The 17,615-nt window shown below is 35.0% G+C and carries 13 protein-coding genes; 2 read left to right on the top strand and 11 right to left on the bottom strand.

Annotated features, from left to right (window positions below):
* Positions 1-28 precede the first annotated feature (28 nt).
* From OZP11_RS23505 to OZP11_RS23495, 3 genes are all read right to left on the bottom strand, one after another.
* A complete protein-coding gene (locus tag OZP11_RS23505) occupies positions 29-1,852 on the bottom strand; it encodes a patatin-like phospholipase family protein (protein ID WP_281232918.1) in 1,824 nt (607 codons plus the stop codon).
* Positions 1,853-2,228: 376 nt separating this feature from the next.
* The gene (locus OZP11_RS23500) at positions 2,229-2,405 is read right to left on the bottom strand and encodes a histone H1 (RefSeq protein ID WP_012026201.1); all 177 of its coding nucleotides are present in this window, start codon (positions 2,403-2,405) and stop codon (positions 2,229-2,231) included.
* Between the two features lie 461 nt (positions 2,406-2,866).
* Entirely contained in the window at positions 2,867-3,316 is a 450-nt protein-coding gene (locus tag OZP11_RS23495; RefSeq protein WP_281232917.1) for a hypothetical protein, read from the bottom strand.
* Positions 3,317-4,195: 879 nt separating this feature from the next.
* Between OZP11_RS23495 and OZP11_RS23490 the strand changes: the two genes are divergently transcribed.
* Together OZP11_RS23490 and OZP11_RS23485 are read left to right on the top strand one after the other, a co-directional pair.
* A complete protein-coding gene (locus OZP11_RS23490; RefSeq protein WP_281232916.1) occupies positions 4,196-5,287 on the top strand; it encodes a sensor histidine kinase in 1,092 nt (363 codons plus the stop codon).
* A gap of 6 nt (positions 5,288-5,293) precedes the next feature.
* Positions 5,294-6,634: a sigma-54-dependent transcriptional regulator gene (locus OZP11_RS23485; protein ID WP_281232915.1), complete on the top strand. Its 1,341-nt coding sequence runs from the start codon at positions 5,294-5,296 to the stop codon at positions 6,632-6,634.
* A gap of 79 nt (positions 6,635-6,713) precedes the next feature.
* On the opposite strand, the gene OZP11_RS23480 is transcribed toward OZP11_RS23485, so the two are convergent.
* From OZP11_RS23480 to OZP11_RS23445, 8 genes are all read right to left on the bottom strand, one after another.
* On the bottom strand, positions 6,714-7,457 hold the full coding sequence (locus OZP11_RS23480; RefSeq protein WP_281232914.1) for a rhamnogalacturonan acetylesterase: 744 nt from the start codon (positions 7,455-7,457) through the stop codon (positions 6,714-6,716).
* A 184-nt stretch (positions 7,458-7,641) separates the two neighbouring features.
* Complete coding sequence (locus OZP11_RS23475) at positions 7,642-8,988, bottom strand: glycoside hydrolase family 28 protein (RefSeq protein WP_281232913.1); 1,347 nt, start codon at positions 8,986-8,988, stop codon at positions 7,642-7,644.
* Between the two features lie 25 nt (positions 8,989-9,013).
* Positions 9,014-11,014, bottom strand: coding sequence for a pectate lyase (gene pelA / locus OZP11_RS23470; RefSeq protein WP_281232912.1), 2,001 nt, complete (start codon positions 11,012-11,014; stop codon positions 9,014-9,016).
* A 96-nt stretch (positions 11,015-11,110) separates the two neighbouring features.
* Positions 11,111-12,709 (bottom strand): glycoside hydrolase family 43 protein, encoded by a 1,599-nt coding sequence (locus OZP11_RS23465; RefSeq protein ID WP_281232911.1) that lies wholly within the window; start codon positions 12,707-12,709, stop codon positions 11,111-11,113.
* Between the two features lie 63 nt (positions 12,710-12,772).
* Complete coding sequence (locus OZP11_RS23460) at positions 12,773-13,993, bottom strand: glycoside hydrolase family 88/105 protein (RefSeq protein ID WP_281232910.1); 1,221 nt, start codon at positions 13,991-13,993, stop codon at positions 12,773-12,775.
* A gap of 22 nt (positions 13,994-14,015) precedes the next feature.
* The gene (locus OZP11_RS23455) at positions 14,016-15,227 is read right to left on the bottom strand and encodes a glycoside hydrolase family 88/105 protein (RefSeq protein ID WP_281232909.1); all 1,212 of its coding nucleotides are present in this window, start codon (positions 15,225-15,227) and stop codon (positions 14,016-14,018) included.
* Positions 15,228-15,240: 13 nt separating this feature from the next.
* Positions 15,241-16,473, bottom strand: a complete 1,233-nt coding sequence (locus tag OZP11_RS23450) for a glycoside hydrolase family 88/105 protein (protein WP_281232908.1) — start codon at positions 16,471-16,473, stop codon at positions 15,241-15,243.
* 174 nt (positions 16,474-16,647) lie between these two features.
* Positions 16,648-17,613 carry a DUF4861 family protein gene (locus tag OZP11_RS23445; RefSeq protein ID WP_281232907.1) on the bottom strand — a complete coding sequence of 322 codons (966 nt, stop codon included), beginning with the start codon at positions 17,611-17,613 and terminating at the stop codon, positions 16,648-16,650.
* Positions 17,614-17,615: the final 2 nt, after the last annotated feature.

The following is a 17,615-nucleotide window of genomic DNA, read 5'->3' as shown; positions in this document are numbered from 1 at the left end:
TTTTTTTACCTTTTGACATCAATTCATTTTATCTCGTTTTAACATCAATCCCCCATTCCAGTAATAAATATCGTATATAACTTCCTGCTTTTTTTGTGAGTCTTTTATCCAGTATCGATTTAGAAACAAATAAGCAGAACATTGTGATAAGAACAAAACCTAAAACTATTTGAAAAATCAATAGATAAAAAGCGCTGAACAATACAAACCATTCGTCAAATCGTACTTTACACCACTTAATACATTCGGCTATTATAATGGTTAGTAACAATATAAACATGGTAATCTTAACCCACGTTTTACCAAATACACCAATTACGGGAATCCGAATTGTGAGTTTGCTTATTCTTTCCCTCATCTGATCTTTTAAAACACTTAACTGTGCTTCGCTGTAAGAAGGCCACGGAACTTTTACTTCTGGCGGGGCATTTTTAAGTATTGGAATTATTGGGGAATATAATTTTTCAATATTTTTTTCAATATTCTCTTCAGTAACCTTACCTAACTTCTTTATTATCACGTCTGGGTTATGAACAAAATATTCCTTTGGCAGTGCAAAATATTCTTCCAGAAAACGCTGTGCATTACGTCTTCCTAAATGATAATCATGTTCTCGAAATTCTTTGGAAAGAAAACCTCCAAAACCTCCAAAAAAGCCACAGGCAAGCGCGTTTTCAGCAATCGCCCCCCGGTCATTTCGTCTTACAGGCGCAATTAAATAACGGGTATAATTACATTCATCTGCCGCCATAACCAATTCTTCGGGTTTAAACAAATTCTGAGAACGCATTGCAGAAATCAACGGCAGTATAACATTAGCCAGATCAGTGTCATGTATTGTTGCAGCTTCATTATTTGAGGCAAAATTCGGAAACGGATCTATAATAATCAGCGCATTTTTACCGGGCTTAAGATTGTCTTTATTTTGAATTCTAATTCCTTTTATATTATTTACACAATCAACAATTGTAGCTTGAGGTTCGTCTTTTGAAGCCCATACTGATGTAGCTAATTCTATAGGTTCATTGTTAAGCACGCCGCCGTCAACTGCCACAAACGGATAGGCAATACCTGTTTTTGTATCCAGTTTTAACTTACCGGAAATATCACGACCATTCTTTTCAATACGCTCTTTATATTCCGTAGTATCCCGTTCAATTAATCTTGCCTTAAGCCCCACCGGAAATGCACCTGTCGCCACAGCAGCAACGCGCAGCTTTCTCCAATCCTCAACTCTAGTTGCTTTGCAAAGCTCAAAATATTGATAATCCGCGTGATCATCCATTCCGTAAGGTAATCCGCTTTCTCCCGTAACTTTAAATTCATAGGGCAAACCTCGTAAGTTAGTCAGGGTTAAGTACATTTTTAACTCAGGAGCAATATAATGAGGCAGATCTATAAACTCAATACCTTCGGGATTTATAATTGTATCTGCGATAGTATCGAGTACATCAGAATTTAACATCGATTTTATGGCTTTTTCTCCATCAAGATCAGAAGTAGTCAACAAAGGTTTTATATCTATTTCTTCTACCCAGGCCTTGTATAAAAGAGATTCTTTATAATCAAGTGCTTTTTCTTTTTCCCTTCTGATGAGTTCTGCAGCTGTTATGGCACAGACCATTCCTCCTGCCGAAGCTCCGGTCATTACTTTAATCCTGACTTTATGATGCGAAACTTCAGTAGAATTTTCTGCTTTGGCCTTCTCCCATTCGTCCAAAGCCTGCAATAAATAATCGATCACACCTGCGGTATAAGCACCTGCAGAAACGGCACCTGCCATTACCAATCCTATTTCAAAATAATCCGAATCTGCCGAAAGCGGAATTATCGCTTGTTCTTTTTCTTCCACAATAGTATGTTTTAAAGTATTAAACTGATGTTAACTTTTCTGTTTTACTTATTATGGCAGGTAATTCTTTAACGGCGGTTAATGAACGGATCAAATTTATTTATTTCAAAACAATAACAATCAAGTAGTTATACCTGATTTATTCAAATCATTATTCTTTTTAATTTTACAACAAAAGAGGAGTTTTTAATAAATTCTAAAAGCATTTAAAAGTATATATTGTATGAAAAAATGCACTTTTGATTCAAGCGTTACATACTATAATTATCTGTTCTGAATCATTTTAAATGTGTAGTACAGTTTTAGATTTTTTATGGAAAGACATAAAAAACAAGTCAAAAAAAAACCTCGTTTATTAGACGAGGTTTTAATTGTATTATTTTTTTGATTCTTCGATAGAAACTTTTCTGAACTCTTTTAAAAGTTTTTCGATTTCTAAAGTAGCTTTACGTGCTCTTGGTCCTGCAGCTTTGATACCTTTTTCAGTTAAAGATTCTGCTTCTGCTTTGAATGTTTCAATTTCGGCGTTGATTTTTACTAATAGATCTTTCATGCTTATAATTATTAAATTAAGGCGCAAAAATAGAAGTTTGATTGGGACTTGCAACAAATTTGTTGTTAAAATTATGATTGTTTTTCAGGCTCTAAATTAACTATAAGTTTACTTTTAAATTTTCAAAAAAAGGAACCAAAACAACAAACTAAAAATCAACCACTTACTAAAACCAACTCTGCATAGACTCAAATTAAAGCTGCTGGGAGAAGTGTTTTTAAATAATCTGAATTTTTAAAATATCAGATTAAAAGTATCAGATTTTAGCTAGAAAAAATATTTTTGCCATTGAGAATATGAGTAAAAATTCCCCACTAAACTATTAAATTCAAAATTGAATCTTAAAATTTAACGCTTTTAACACTTCTTTTTCAATAAACAATAAATCATATTAATGTGTTAAAAAATGAAAAGCCGGACTTACATCCGGCTTCTCTCCCCAATTTATGATACAACAACAACTACATCATAAAAAACAAAGCTTTCTGAAAATCGGCAGACTGTGCCAGCGTACTAAAAGTACTGCCCAATTTTCCTTTATTTATAGTATTTTCAGACTTATCCGTAAAATACATTTTTAAATCTAATACAATTTCTCTTCTTGTTTTTGAGGCATCAATTATAAAAAAGTTCTTAAGTCCTTCTATAAAAACAAGACTGTTGTAAAGCTGTTTATCAAAAAAACACAACATTACGTTCGATCCATTTTTTCCAAGCTTTAAAAACTCGATCAATTCTTCCTTTTCATAGACAACAAATATGGAACGATCGAAATCTGCTGACTTACTATTATTTTTCAGTAAAAAGGAATCTTCTGAAAATTCAACTTCATCTTTAAATTTTCTTCTAAACATTTTCAGAAAAACACCTCTATTATCGCGAACTAAAACCTTTTCTTTTTCCTCTTTCATAGCTCAATCATTATATCTTATTAATATGCGTAACATTATTTTCTACAAACGTTATTAACTCTTGTATGTTTCTGTTACCATTATTCTTGTTCGAGATTGAAATAATATATCTGTTTTTTTCTCTTACATATAAAAAAAGAAAATCCTTTGTTAAGAAAGCCTTATCAATTTTGCTCCAGTTATGTTTAAAATTCCCAAAAGGAGAATGAATATATATAACTGAAGGAGTAAAATCGAATCGGTATTTTTTTCTGATTCTCTTAGATTTTACTAAATATTCCGTCAGCTTAAAAATAATTCTGCTGATAGAATTAACAAATGAATACTGGACAATCAAAAAAAAGAGAATTACGATTACACTTCGTATTATCCATTCTATAAAGTCATCATTATTATTCCAATCAAAAAAAATCAGAATAAGAATAGCAATACAGGAAATAATCAAAATTCTTTTCTTGTAAATATGTTCGAAATACATTTTGTTTAATTCTTGTATTTCGCAAATATTTAAATCAAACTGTAATGAAAAATAAGATACATTCATTTCTAATTTAGGATTGTGGTGAATTTGTTTCCGGACAAAATTACTTTAAACGCATTTCCTCAATACTACCGTTAAAGTCAAAATATTATCAGAATACGACACTTATTTTTTTTCTGCCAAGCAACTAAAATCTAATTTTAAAAAATCACCTTATACAACTAATACAAAGTAAAAATTGCCTTTATAAGTTATAAAAACAATAAAATAAGACAGATAAAAAAACTGCTATTTAATTTGTTTTCAAATAGTTAAATTAAATATTATTTAAGATTTTATCCTCAATTATTTATGTACTTTTGCGAAAAAATCAAATAAAAACAAAGTATTTCTTACAAATGAAATTTGAATCCACCGAAGAAAAGCTAAAAGAAAAAATTAAAGAACTAACGTGTATTTTTGAAATTTCAAAAATAATATCACAATCCATTTCTATAGAAAAAAAAGTACTGAAAAAAATTATTTCCAATATCAAAAAAGCATGGAAGTATGCTGATGATGCCGTTGTCGAAATTCAGATTTCAGATTACAATTTATCCACTTCTGAAATTCCGGAAAAAAGTATTTTTCAAATAAGTACTATAAAAATTCCGGAATCCAATTCCGGCTTTATAAAAGTACATTACCCGCAAAGCAAGTATGCTCATAACCCATTTCTTCCCGATGAGCAAAAACTACTTGATACTATGGCTTCAGAAATTGAGAACTATTTAGAAAAGTTTGATATTTTAAAAAAGAAGGCTGCTTTGAAAAAAACAATCGAACATATCGATCGTTTATCTATTCTGGGCAAGGTGACTGCCTCAATCGCCCATGAAGTCAATAATCCGCTGGCAAACATTTTAGGATATGCCGAATTAATAAAAGACCGCAATACAGATCCTGAAATAGATTCTGATATTACCGCAATTATAGATTCGGTATTATTTACAAGGGAAATTTTAAAAAAAATATTGTTTTTTTCCAGAGAAAGCCCAAGCAGTATACAGCTTCAGGAAGTAAAGCCTATTGTATCTTTTGCTTTTTCATTTTTAAAACAAAATTTTCAGAAAGCAGAAATTAAAAACGAACTGATTTTTAAAAGTGATACTATTAAAGCCAGGGTTGACTCTGTTCAGATTATACAGTTGTTTTGCAATTTAATTATAAACGCCCTGCATGCTTCTTCTAAAAAAAGCATCATAAAAACCATTATCGATCAGGATTCCGAAAACCTTTTAATAACAATTGAAGATCATGGACACGGAATTCCAGCCCAAATTAAACAAAAAATATTTGAGCCGTTTTTTACAACAAAAGAAATCAATACAGGAAACGGCCTGGGCTTAAGCACAGTGCAGGAGATTATTAAAAACCATCATGGTCAAATAGACATTACAGATAATTTTCCTTCCGGAACTATTTTTTCAATAAAACTGCCCTTAAACTAATACGATATGAGTTCAGTAAAAGAAAAGCTTCTAATTGTCGATGATAATTATGAAATGCTCGATTTGGTTCATCGCAGTGTAAAAAATCTACAATACCATACTTATAAAGCATCTTCGGCTGCGGAAGCGATTGAATTTTTAAAAACGAATACAATTGATTTGCTGATTACAGATTTAAGCATGCCTGAAATAGATGGTATAGAGCTTCTTAGATACACCGAAGAGCATTTTCCGTCGATATCTAAATTAGTTATGACCGGTCTTCCTTCTATCGAAAATGCGGTAAATTCTCTAAAATCAGGTGCCTTGGATTATATAACCAAACCTTTTACAACAGAGGAACTTCATAAAAAAATTAAAGAGTCATTATTAAAGTCCAAAAACAAACTTCAGTTATCAGATTCTATTTTCACGTCAGAACGAAATCGTTTTGGTGAAATAAACGGCAAATCGCAGCATTTTAAAGATTTAATCAATATAATAAAGCGCGTAAAAGACAACAATGTCAATGTTTTAATCGAAGGCGAAAGCGGTACAGGAAAAGAGCTTATCGCCCGTGCCATTCATTACGAAGGTGCACTGGCCAAAATGCCGTTTATTGCTGTAAACTGCGGCGGAATACCCGAAAACTTAATCGAATCTGAATTATTTGGTTATGTAAAAGGAGCTTTTACAGGTGCTAATGAAAATAGAACCGGACTGTTTCAAAAAGCGGCCGGAGGTACTATTTTTCTGGATGAAATCGGCAATGCTCCACAGGCAGTTCAATCCAAACTTTTACGTGTATTACAAGAAAAAGAAATTACTCCCCTTGGCTCAGCAGTCCCGCAGAAAATAAAAGTACGTATAATCTCAGCAACTAATAATGACTTACAGCAAATGGTAGAAAAGGGCGATTTTAGAGAAGATCTTTATTATCGTATAAATGTAATAAATATAAAAACCAGTCCGCTTCGCGAGCGAAAAGAAGATATTCTGCCACTTGTTGATCATTTTATAAAAAAGTATGCATCAGAATTTGACAAACCCAATATTACAGTCGACCCAAAAGTACTCGAACTGTTGTATCGTTATTCATGGCCGGGAAATATCAGGGAACTCGAAAATGTAATACAGCATTTAATTATTATGAGTGACGGCATAATCCATTTACAAAATGTACCTCATAAATTAAAATATCAAATTCAGGCAAAAGCAAAAGAATTAAAATCTTTAAAAGAATATGAAAAGGATTTAATTATAAAGGTGCTTTCATCTGTTGGAAACAACAAAACAAAAGCCGCACAAATTTTAAAAATCGACCGAAAAACTTTAAATCAAAAAATTTCAGAAAAAAATCCGGAATAATACTTTTTTCTCAAATCAAAAAATCCTGCTCACAAAGCAGGATTTAAAACTTAATCTATCTGGTATGTCAGGATGCTGATTATTTTATTGATTTTTTGATTTTTTGCAGCAAAGGGTCATTACTCTTTTTAAGTTCTTTTATTACAATCTCTGCAATTTCCTGTGCCCCTTTAAGCGATAAATGAGTGTCATCTGCTTTGTCTTTATCGTAATAGGGGTTTTCGCCTGCTTTAAAATGAAGGTGCAGCTGTTTTGAATTTTCGGGTCCGTAGGATTGTTCTAATAATTCAGTATAATATTCTAAGTCTATAAAAGGCACTTTATATTCCTGGGCGGTTAAACGGGTTTCGAGTGTATAATCTCCGTGTGTTGAAACCAAAACTCCTTTTTCGTTAAAATTGCGTCTGGCAATAGAAGTCAGTAAAACAGGCACTGCTCCTTTTTCTCTGCTTTCGTTTACAAATTTAATTAAGTTGTATCTGTAAGCAGTATGCGGATTTGTATAACGTGCTGAATCTTCTATTTTTTGATCGTTATGCCCAAATTCTATAAATACATAATCTCCTTTTTTCAGCTTATTATAAATTGAATCCCAGCGTTTTTCATTGATGAAGCTTTTTGTACTCCTGCCGTTCACCGCCTTGTTTACAACTATAATATCATCTTTAAAAAAGGGCTGCAATACCTGTGCCCAGCCATGCTCGGGATTTTTGTCGGGATCTTTTTTATTCGCCATTGTCGAATCGCCTATACAATACAGTGTCGTTTTCTGGGCGAAACAGTTTAATGTTATCAGGGTGAAGAGTAAAATGTATTTTTTCATTTTTGGTTATGTTTTTTATAGCAAAGAGCGCTAAGGTTTCGCAATCCCAACAGCTATCGGGATGCAAAGATTTTTTTAATGTGATTTTTATACCTTAATAGTTATAATTTCTTTTTACGTCTTTAAGAAGACGCACTGCGGTACATCTCTACTGGGAACCTTTGTCACTTTGTATCTCAGAAAATCATTTTGCTGCTGATGGAACTGTGGCTTTCTTTCCTATAAAAACATCTGTCATGAGTACATTTTCGGCATTTTCGTTAGAGAGAGCGTTTTTTGCTTCTTTTATTTCGATGTTATTCAGGGTAATGTTTTTGATTTTTTTATCTGCAAATCCCTGAATTACGATTCCGGATTCTGATGCTTTATTGCAGCTGATATTCGAAAAATGTATATTATGTATATCAGACTGATATCCTTTTCCTTCTCCGTGGTAATTGGCTGTTATATACAAACAGTCTTCTACCTGATCTAATTGTATATTTCGAACGTAAACGTTTTTAATAAAGCCGCCTCGGTCTGCGTTAGTCTTTAAATAAATTCCTCTTTTTAAATATCCGTTTGTTTTGCAGTTTTCTACAAAAATATTCTGAACTCCTGCAGACATTTCACTGCCAATTACGACACCGTGCAGTCCTCTGAAATTACAATTTCGGATTACAATATTTTCGCTTGGCGAAGCAGTATTTGCTCTTCCTTCGTGATCTCTTCCTGCTTTTATCGCTACATTATCGTCTCCGTTATCGAAGTTTACGTTTTCGATTAAAACATCTTTTGCATATTCCGGATCGATTCCGTCGTTGTTGTGATTTAATGATTTGTAGCTGATCCCGCGTATGGTAATACTTTCTGATTTAAGAAGGTGGAGACACCAGAACGGTGAATTTTCGATGCGGATATTTTCTACTAAAATATTCCTGCAGTTAAAAAACTGAATCATCTGCGGACGCAGAAAATGGCCTTCTCCAAATTTTCGGTCTTGTAAAGGTGCACTGTTATGATTCATATCACGGCTCAGGTTTTTGCCGGGACCTTCTTTTGCTTTGAAGCTTTTCCATATTTTTCCTCCTTCTCCATCGATCGTGCCTTCGCCTGTAATGGCAATATTTTTACATTCATAGGCGTAAATCAACGGACTGTAGTTGTACAGCATGGTTCCTTCCCAGCTTGTCAAAACCATTGGAAGATAGTCTTTTGGATTATCGCTGAATTTGATTTTGGCGCCTTTTTCAATTTTAAGGTTTACATTGCTTACAAAATGAATGGGTCCGTTTATTTTATACGTTCCTTTTGGAACTATAATAGTACCGCCATTGTTTTTTTTGCACAATGCCATTGCTTTGTCAAATGCTGCTTTGTTGTTGGTTAGGGAATCTCCTTTTGCTCCTAATTTCAGTACATTGATCTGAAAGGACGGAAATACCGGAAGCTGGATTCTCTTTACAATAGAATCTACTTTAGTATCTGGAAATCCAGGATTCTGAGCAAAAGCTGTAAAGGATAATAGAAAGATAAGATATTTTAGGTTCATAGTTTACGGCATTTGAGATCTGATTTTATTTTGAGTACCAATTGAGAACCGTATCTTTTAGAATATTTTCTATAGAATATTTATCAGCTTCAGATTTTGTAAGCTGATGTGACCACGATACTCTTTTTGAAGGATTAAATCCCTCTCCTTTATTATTGAATTCTGCATAAAGGGCTTTTTTTTCGGCTTCGGGTTTTGACCAGTTTTCCCAGCCTTCGGGTTTGATTTGTTTTCCCATTTCGCAGTTAATAAATGCTGTTTTAGCATAAATACGCCACGGTCTGCCCAGATAAACTGCGCTGGCTTCCGGTTCTGCTGTCAGCCTGCAGTTTTTAAAAACGAAACCAAATGCAGTTCCTTCAGGCGTTGAAGCGGCAGTTATATAGGAGCTTTTTATACTGTGAATTTCACAATTTTCGAATAAGGCGGTTGCACCTCCAAAAATAAAATCGGTTGTGCCTTCGATGTAACAGTCTTTGAAATATTGTCTGGTATTTGTTCCTGATAAATATAAAGTATCCTGATGTCCTGAAAGTATGCAGTTTGTTATTTTGGCGCGATTTGAAACTACAGATAGCGCAATGCCTTGTCCGCGATCGCCGGATGCATTTTTTATGGTTAAATTAGACGCTGTAAAATCATCTCCTTCTACCAAAACGGTATAGGTATAAAAGGTACTGTTTCGGCCTAAACTTATTTTAGAAAAATTATCATCATAGGTTATGATGGTGTTTTCTTTGTTTTCTCCCAATAAAATGATATTGGTGTTCCATTCAGGGATTCGGACTTTTTCATTGTATGTTCCTTTTTTTACAAAAATGGTTACTTTTTCATAAGGGAAGGCAGGAGATGCGTAAACAGCGTCCTGAATTTTTGTAAAATCTCCGGAACCGTCTTGTGCTACGGTTATATAAGTGATATTTTTTTTGTCTTTTTCTGAAACTCTTGTACCGTTTTTGACTGCCCATGCCGAATATTTTTTCAATACTTCTGCGGGATCATTGGTGTACCAGGCGTAACCGTTTCTGCGTTCGGGGCCAATATCGTTTAGTGATTTCTTTTTGATTCCGTCACGGTCTGAGAAAAAAGGTTCGTTCGTATCCAGTTCCATAAACCTTGCCCAAACGGGATCTGTATTTTGTCCTGCAACTATTTTCTTGTCAATTTTTTCTCCTTTACTATTTAAAACCGGTTCTTCTTTGATATTGGTAATCTTTGTTTTTTCGAACCACGCGTGTGCTGCTTTCACTGCTGTAACAATTTCCGGCGAAGGTTTATCTATAGACATCAAAAGGAGTACAATTCCTGCTGATTCTTTTCCGCTGAGTGACGGAAGTTCGTAAGCACGTGCTTTTGCCGGCTGCAGGGTTACTTCGTCATGCTGGGCACACCAAACCGTTAAAACTCCGTTTTGCTTGTATTGTGTTTTTAAGATACAGTCGATTCCTTTATCAAAAGCTGTTTTTGATTTTAATGTAATTTCTTTTGATGGTTTGATGCTGTAATAATTGGTTTCTTCACTAATTTCTTTCAGTACTTCTAAGATTCTTGCCATCGAATCATCATTATAAGTAATATGGCTGTAATAGCCTTTTTTTAAGGGGTAAAACTGAGGCCATCCTCCGTTAGCATATTGTGCTTTAAGCAGGTAATCTAATCCTTTTAAAAACGATTCTTTGTAACGTTCATCTTTTACCTGCGCATACATTCTGGACATAAAAAGCATTTCCTGAGTAGTTGCTCCATTGTCTGTAGTAGTTTCTACCGCATTTTTTTTCAGTTTTAAAAGACTTTTTTTCTCCGAAGCTGTCAATTCGTTCTGCATCTGAATATTTTTGGGCCAGCCGCCAATATCTCTTTGATACAATAAAACATTTTCGGCTATTTTTTTGGCCTGATCTGAGCCAAACCAGGATGCATCGTTTTTACGAATAATGTCAGACCATCTTTTATAGGTGTTTTGCGCCTGAAGTCCGGCGTTAAACAACATTACAAAAAGTAAAACTGTATATTTTAATCGAATCATATTATTTTTTTTTGAAAGTTATGTGTTATGCGCTGCGCAATCATAACTGTAATCTACTTAATGCAAAAAATCTTTGCATTTAGCTTAACTTCTAACCTACTTCGTTACTCTAAACCAGTCAACTGCAGCGTTTCCTGAATCGTTTGTGATTTTTTGACTTAAAGCAAAAAGTCCCACTTTGGCACCAATCCATTTTCCTTCTACGGCTGTGAAATCATTCCCTACAGGCTGATAATTTTTGTCGTCCAGACTATAAAAGAAACTACATATACCGCCTTTTTTCACTTTCACTTTTAGATAAATGGTATTGTTTGAAATCAGAATTGGTTTTGTTTCTGTTTCTGAAACTGTTTTATTAAAAGTTCCGGTTTTCTGGTTTAAATACAGCTTTCCGTTTTCATTTTTAAAGCACAAATAGCTGTAATCTAATCCCATAATAATTAGTCCGGTGCTTTCTCCGTTTAATCTGGTGTTGAAAGTCATTTTTGTTGTTACGGTAAACTCTTCTGCCGGGAATTTCTGTAAAAGTAAATTCGGGGCTTCAAAAATCTTTTTACTGTCAGAAATAGTCGGCAGACAGAATAAATTCAGATATCCAAGACTTGTTGGAAATCCCCAATTTACCTGCGAATTGGCCTGCCACTGCCATTGCAGTCCTAATTTTGGTTCGTTAAATTCATCTGTAGCGGCAGGGTTTTCTATTGGATATTTTTTACCAACATTTGGTTTTTTGAATGTCGTTACAGGCTCTCCTATTCCGTTTTTATCAAAATCCTGTCCCATAACCGGCCAGTCTTTTTCCCATTTCATAGGCTGTAAATGCACGATTCGTCCGTAAGCTCCTTTATCCTGAAAATGAATAAACCAGTCTTCTCCGGTCTGAGTCTGCACCCATGCGCCCTGATGCGGACCGTTTATTTTGGTTGATCCCTGTTCTAACACTTTTTTCTTTTCATAAGGTCCCCAAACGTTTTTAGATCTTAAAATGGTCTGCCAGCCTGTAGGAACTCCTCCTGCAGGAGCAAAAATGTAATAGTAATTGTTTCTTTTGTAGAATTTTGGACCTTCGATTGTGCCTTCGCTTTCATGCCCGTCGATAACCATTACCTCATCATTATTAGCAATTGTTCCTTCAGGATTCATACTGCAGACTACCAGTAAGCTTTTAATTTGTGCCCTGCTTCCTGCAAATGCGTGTGTCAGATAGGCTTTTCCGTCGTCATCCCAAAGCGGACTCGGATCTATTAATCCTTTTCCTGCTTTAACCAAAACAGGTTCTGACCACGGACCTTCGGCCTTTTTAGATTTTATCATATAAATTCCAAAATCAGGATCAGGATAGTAAATATAAAATTCGTTATTATGAAAAGTAATACAAGGCGCCCAGACACCGTTTCCGTGCTGTACTTTATCGTAAGTTTCAAATGGAGGCTGTTTAATTAAAGCATAGCTTATAATTTTCCAGTTTACGAGATCTTTAGAATGCAAAACAGGAAGTCCCGGACTGCAGTTAAAAGAAGATGCCGTCATATAAAAATCGTCTCCAACCCTTACCACATCAGGATCTGAGTAATCGGCATGAATAATAGGATTTGTATAGGTTCCGTCGCCATTGTCCGGTGTCCAGGCTTGTGCAGCAGTTTTCTGAATTGAAAAAACAGAAAGTATAAAGAGAATGATTTTTATATTTTTCATTTTGGCACTTATTTTTTTGATGAAAACCCGGCCGGGTTTCAAAACCTGCCGGGTTTCTTATAACTATCGGTTCAATTCTAAAGCGGCTAAAATAAAAGGTCCAGTCGCTTTTGGATCGTTGTCTTTTTTTCTTTCGTTTACATAATACTCATATGAGCCGTCACGATAAGGATTTCCTCCTAAACCGGCAACCTGGCAGCAGTTTGTTAAGGTAATTCCGCCATCTTCGTCCACTTTTTTAATTAAGACTTTAGTCAGTCCGTCAAAAGCTTTGTTGGCTGCTTTTTTATATTTTGCAGGCAGATATCCTTTGTTTGCTCCTTTTGCAAAAGCATACGAGAACATCGCAGAACCTGACGCTTCTAAGTAATTTCCTTTCTCGCCGCCTTTATCTGTAACCTGATACCACAATCCTGATTTATCCTGATATTTTACCAAGGCTTCAGAAACATTGTTCAGGTACTTTACTAGTTCTTTTTGTTTTGGATGGTCTTTTGGGAAATAATCCAAAACATCAACCAATGCCATTGCATACCAGCCTAAAGCTCTTGACCAGAAGTTTGGTGAGTTTCCTGTTTCTTTATTAGCCCATGGCATTTGTTTACTTTCATCCCATCCATGATACAATAATCCTGTTTTTGGATCTGTTGCATGAAGCTGAATCAATTCGAATTGTTTCGCGATATCATCGAAACTTTTTCCGTTTTCATATCTAAGAGTATATTCTGCATAGAAAGGCTCTCCCATGTACAAACCATCCAGCCACATCTGGTTTGGATAAATTTGTTTGTGCCAGAATCCGCCGCTTGGTGTACGAGGCTGTTCGGTTAATTGTTTACGAATTAACTGAAGTGCTTTTAAGTACTTGTCCTGTTTTGTTTCGTCGTAAATTGCAAATAAAAGACGTCCGGGAACTACAAGATCAATATTGTATTTGTCTATTTCGTATGTTTTTATCGAACCGTCTTCCTGTACCAGCTCATCTACATAACCTCTTATATAAGCTTTGTATCTGGGATCAGGATTTTTTTTGTTCAATTCTTCTATCGAATGCAGAACCAGGGCGTGAACATAATCCCATTTTGGTTTTTTAGCATCATCAAGCATATACGATTCTGTATGACGTTTCATTAATGTTAAGGCCATTTTATCTGACCATTTCATGTTTTTAGAAATCACGATTTCTTTTTTTGCCGATTCCTGTGCCACAGCTTTACCTCCTGATAAAGCCAGTACACAAACTAATAAGACCGACATAAAACTTTGTTTCCTTCTACTTTTCATTTTTTGATTATATTAAATTCTACTATTTTTTTAATTCGATTGCGGCCAAAATAAACGGCCCTAATCCATGTGAGTTGTCTGTTTTTATTTTTTCTCTGATGTAATATTCATACGAACCATCGCGATACGGATTACCGCCTAATCCTGCACTGGCACAGACTTGTGTAATGTGAATTTCACCATCTGCATCAACTGTAATGAGTTTTTTCGTGATGGCATCAAATCCTTTTTCTGCGAGTTTTTTATAACCGGATGGCAGATATCCTTTGTTTACGCCTTTCGCATAAGCGTATACAAACATTTCAGAACCGGAAGCTTCGAGATAATTTCCTTCTTTATTTCCGGCATTGGTTACCTGATACCATAATCCTGATGGATCCTGATATTTTGCAGCGGCTTTTGAAATATCGTTTAAAAACCTAATTAATTCTTTTCTCTTTGGATGATTTTTCGGCATATAATCCAGTACATCTACCAGCGCCATCATGTACCAGCCTATAGAGCGTGACCAAAAATTAGGTGAGGTTCCGGTCTCTTTATTCGCCCAGGGCATCAGTTTACTTTCATCCCATGCATGAAAAAGCAGTCCTGTTTTTTTGTCAAGTGTGTGCAGATGAATCTGTTCAAATTGTCTGGCAATATCATCAAAATCTTTTCCGCTATCAAATTCTGCTGTGTAACGCGCATAAAAGGGTGTTCCCATATACAAGCCGTCCAGCCACATTTGATACGGATAAATTTTCTTGTGCCAAAAACCGCCGGATTTTGTACGTGGATGCGTTTCTAACTGTTTTCTCAGGGTTTGTATTGCTGTTAAATACCTTTGGTCATTTGTTCTTTTATACAAATCAAAAAGAAATTTTCCGGGATTTATATAATCGATATTGTAATCTTCGAGCTTGTAATTCATGATTTGTCCCGAAGGATCGATCACTGTTTCGCCATAGGCTTTGATATAATAGCCATAAACAGGATTGTTTGTTTCGTGATAGAGCTTTTCAAAAGAAGTCATCAAAAGACCTAGTTTGTAATCCCATTTTGGTTTTTCATTATTGTCTGCCTGCCAGGCCTGCGGTGCGCGTTTTATGATGGAAAGTGCCATTCGTTCTGACCATTTCAGATTATCGGAAATAGTATGGGACGACTGCGATTGTGCTTTCATTTCATTACATGAAAAAACAATCGTAATCAACCATACAATTGCGATAAAACTAAAATAGAAGCTCTTTCTCATACTTTAACCGTTTTTATTTATTCAGTTCTGCTGCACTTAGTAAAAATGCTGCTAATGCAGGCGAACTATTGTCCTTTGTTTTGCTTTTTGCATAATAGGCATTGGTTCCGTCACGAAATGGAGTACCGCCTAAACCTACATTTGATGAAACATTTGTTATTAGTATTTCATTCTTATCATTTGTTTTTACAAATTCTTTTATATATGCATCAAAAGATTCCTGAGCTGTTTTCTTGTATGATGAAGCCAGATATCCTTTGTCTGCTCCTTTTGCCAAAGCATAAATAATCATTGCCGAACCAGACGCCTCTAAATAATTCCCCTCCAGTTCCGGTTTATCAGCCACCTGATACCATAATCCTGAAGAGCTTTGTGCTTTAATGAGATTTTTTGAAATTTCATTCAAAAATGCCGCCAGTTCTTTTTGTTTTGGATGATTTTTAGGAAAATAATCCAAGGTTTCAACTAATGCCATCATATACCAGCCAATTCCTCTGCTCCAGATTGTGGGTGATGTTCCCGTTTCTGGATTGGCCCAGCCTATTTTTTTACTCTCGTCCCAGGCATGATACGGCAGCCCGGTTTTCTTATCCATTATATGATCATGAACCAATTCAAACTGTCTGGCAATATCATCAAGATTTTTTCCCTTTTCATATTTTACCGTGTATTGTGCATAGAATGGTTCTGCCATATATAAGCCGTCAATCCACATTTGGTCCGGATAAATCTGTTTGTGCCAAAAACCGCCGCTTGCTGTTCTGGGCTGTGTTTCAATTTGTTTTCTTAATTGTTCAATTACATTTTTATAGCGGTTGTCTTTTGTTATCTCATATAAATTAAACAGCAGTTTCCCCGGATTTACATAGTCGATATTGTATTCCTTGATGTCGTATTTTAGAATATTTCCATTACTGTCTATCAGTTCGTCTGCATATTCTTTTATGTAATTCAGGTACTTTTTATCTTTTGTTTTTTGATATAATTTTTCAAATGCAAACAAGACCAGACTCATTTTATAATCCCATTTTGGTTTCTCTGTTCCATCGATCTGCCAGGCTTTGGGATATTTATTTAAAATCGTTGATGCCGCTTTCTCTGACCACTTTGCATTAACCGGAATTACGATTTTTTCAGTGTTTTGTGCCGAAGCCAAACTACTTAAAAACAGAAAAAACAGGATAGCTTTTTTTGCGTAATTCATAGTATGGGAAACAGATCTCAACATTACTTTTATTTTTTTCACTGCAAACGTTTTTTGATTTGCTGCATATTTTAAACACATAGAAACATAGTTTCAAACTAATCCAAGAGGCGTTTCACTTACATTAACAAACATAGATACGCTGTGTAGAAAGCCGGCTTTGTTTGTAATACTGAGGGCGAAACTAAATCTATGTTTCTATGTGTTTAGAATACATTACATTTTTCCTTTTTTGTTCAGAATTTCCAATTGTGCGTCTAAATATTTCACAAATTCTTCCTGCGATTTAATTCCGTTTTTCTCTTGTTCCCAAGCTCCTAAAAGATAAAATGAAACCGCTTTTGTTGTAGGTTTAAATACTAATAAATAATCTAAATTAGTATCGGCAATGTTTTCGATTGAGTTTACTTCATAAAAAATAGCCATTCCTAATTTATCCGGTACCAGCGATTGTACTCCGTAAGTAGCCAGATATGCCCATTTTTTGTTTTTGCTTTCTTTTTTAAGCAGTTCGGTATTTTTTTGTTTTACGATTCCGGTACAAATTCCTTTTATTTCTTTTGAAGCCTGAATGGTGTGTTTTGTATAAAGCTGATCCGGCTTAATGGTTAAAGTCGATGTGAAATCAATTTTATCCGAAGCCGTTTTCCATCCGTAATAATTTACTTTTACGCCTGATTTGTTTGTTTTATTTACAACCGCCGCAATAGTTGAATCTACTTCGCGAAAATGCAGTTTTTCGTTGTTTAAATAACGGTCAATAGAACCAATTCCGATTCCTTTTCCGGCTTTCAGAATATCTGCTCCCCAGTCACTCATTTCGTGGTAAGAATCAAAACCGTCCTGTCCTACAATTGGCAGAATATTTTCTGAGGTTTTTTTACCAAAAATATCGATGGCATTTCTCCAGTCCAGATACAAACGATAGCCTATCCTGTTGTTTTCCCAGCCCGGTCCTTCGTAACGAATATCAAAAGAATGGTCTGTGTGCTCCGGAGCCAGTTTTAAACGGTCTACGTTCTTAAAAACGGTTCCGCCTTTGTATTTTCTTCCTTCCCAGTGTCCGTCTGTTTTTGCTGAAATCTCAGCGTACGTTTTAGCCGTTTTGATATCGTATTTTTGAGCATTTACTGCTGTAACACCAATTAAAAATAAGGCTGCGATTTTGATTTTTGTTTTCATTG

This window comes from Flavobacterium gelatinilyticum (assembly GCF_027111295.1).
GTDB lineage: Bacteria > Bacteroidota > Bacteroidia > Flavobacteriales > Flavobacteriaceae > Flavobacterium > Flavobacterium gelatinilyticum.
Note: the sequence above shows the minus strand (reverse complement) of the source record. Positions and strands in the feature narration are given on the sequence as shown.